The 2223-nt window shown below is 50.4% G+C and carries 1 protein-coding gene; it reads left to right on the top strand.

Translation table 11 applies throughout. The features are described from left to right. A partial coding sequence (locus RSSM_RS33610) for a hypothetical protein (protein ID WP_008675290.1) occupies positions 1-2223 on the top strand: 2223 nt, incomplete at both ends.

Below are 2223 nucleotides of genomic sequence, written 5' to 3'. Positions count from 1 at the left end.
GGAATCACGATTGCGGCAGACAAGTTACAGGCCGATGGCAAAGAGTGGAAGAATGAAAAGGCTTTGGCTGCTTTCCTCCGCGAGAGATTCCCTCAAATTGGCCTACCCCAAACCACATCGCTTTCCAGGTATCTTGTAATAGACGGCCCCAACGCAGATTTCGTTAATGGTCAAATTGTCGTCGATGCGCGACTGCTCTTGACGGAGCGGGGGATCCGCAGCATCTTTCCGCAGGCATCTATTGGTCGGGACTTCAGTGTCGCCAAACTAAGCCTCAATGCTGAACTTAAGAATAAGCGTTTCAGCCTCTCCGCCAACGTCGAAACAACTGACGCCGAGCAGTTTGCGAAGGTTGCATTAAAGAACGCGTTGGCTGGCAAGGAGTTTGACCTCTTTGGTATCACATGGAAGGTCGAGCCAGCGGACAAAGGCTTCTCCGCAATAGGTACGCTGGCTAGTGGAGATTCAGTCGCCATTAAGAATATTGGTGTCGGCGGCAATGGCATTGATCTCACCAGTGCCCGAATGGAGCCTGAAGACCAAGTCAAGTTGTTGGATGAAAAACTGGGCGACTCACTCGATGATTTCTTTGGGATTTTCGAGCGTGATGGTCAGTCAATTGGGCTTTCTATTGATCGGTTCAGTTTTCAGGCCGGTGGCGTCGAAGTCGGAATAGGGGTCTACATTCCGGGGAGAAGCTTGAATTTTAACGAGCTGGATTGCGATCTCTCGATGCTTGCACAGCTAGATCCAAACACTGTTACTGCGAGATTGGGAGAATGGCGATCAAAGCTAACAGGAAAATATTTGAAGGTAGGCACGGCACTTCTCAACACAAGAAACTTGCGACTCAGTTTTGACGAAAATGGTGGACTTGGTGAAACGCTAAAGAAGGCCCTCGGCGACGAGTTGCGCAAGAAAACGCGAATTGACATCTCTGATCAGTATTACCTTGCCGTTAGCGACGTTGGCTTTTCCAATGATGAGTTGATTCTACGGGCAAAAGCATATCCATCTTCCAGCGACGGCTTTCCCGTGCCGTTGGCTGCGGTACTTCGGATTGGCAAGACGTTTAGCCTAGACTTGGAGCCCGATCTTTCGTCGCTTCGCGAAATGGTGGCTACGGCCTTTCTGGATTTCATTCCTTCACCTCCAGCACCACAAGTTGAGATTCTTGAGGTGGAAGGAAGCGGGTTTGGCTCAAAGGTCCGCTGTCGCGTGACGGGCGAATGGTGGGGAATGGTCGTTGGACCAGTCGAGGTGACGGTTAACTTCGCTACTGGCAAACTAGAAATGGGAACGCTTATCGGCTTTGGCGCTCCAATTCAAGTGCCAATCCCTTCGACGCCATTGGTCTTAAAGAAGCCCCGAGGTAGCTTCGACACTAAGACTCTCGACGTCAGTTTTGGGGCAACAGTAGCGTTTGCTGGTGCAGAAGGATTCGCTGAGAGTTTGTTTAAAGTTGACGGCACTATTTTCACAAACTTGAAGAAGCTGACATTCATTCGTGCCAACGGTCAACTGACGATTCTGTTCCTACCCGTTGGTGAGTCGGAAGCAACTGTTGATCTCACACGAGCCAAAATCGACGCATGGATGCGAATCGGTGAGCAATCAATTGTGCTGATCAAAGGCGAGGCCGGACTGGAACTTCCACTGCCCGGAAAGCCGCACTGGCACTTCTACGGCAACCAGCAGGTCGTAGTCTTCGGTCAGGATTTGTCCAAGCTTCAAGTAACTGGGGACAAGGACGCCATTCGTGGCGCCGCCAATGTCGAATTGTTTGGGCTTGGAAGTGAAGTCGAGACGTCATTTGCAACAAAGTTGCGGATGATGCCACCAGGATTCGACTTAGGCCGTACTCACTTTTCAATCGGTGCCTATCTAGATGCGATGGCCGTCGGCATCGACGTACAAGTGGAATGCAATGCAAAAACGGCTCGAATCTATGGCGACGCCGAGTGCTTTATGGGAATAGCGTCATTCGATGACACAGTACCTGCCCCTGTGTTTCTGGCTGCACCGTATGCCGCAATTCTCAAAGTCGCATTAAACAGCTTGAAGTTGAAATTTGATCTCGACCCTAAAGAGTTAATGAAAGTACTGACGCAGACGCCGAAACTTGGGATACCAGACCCGAGTAATCTCAAGAGTCGGCCAAAAGTCGGTGGAAAACGGGGGAAAAAGAAACGCAAGTCCAGAAAATCCAGCAAATCAAAAGGC

Origin of the sequence: Aporhodopirellula sallentina SM41 (assembly GCF_000346505.1) — a bacterium.
Taxonomy (GTDB): domain Bacteria; phylum Planctomycetota; class Planctomycetia; order Pirellulales; family Pirellulaceae; genus Rhodopirellula; species Rhodopirellula sallentina.
The sequence above is the reverse complement of the archived record's forward strand: the minus strand, read 5'-3'. Positions and strand labels throughout refer to the sequence as shown.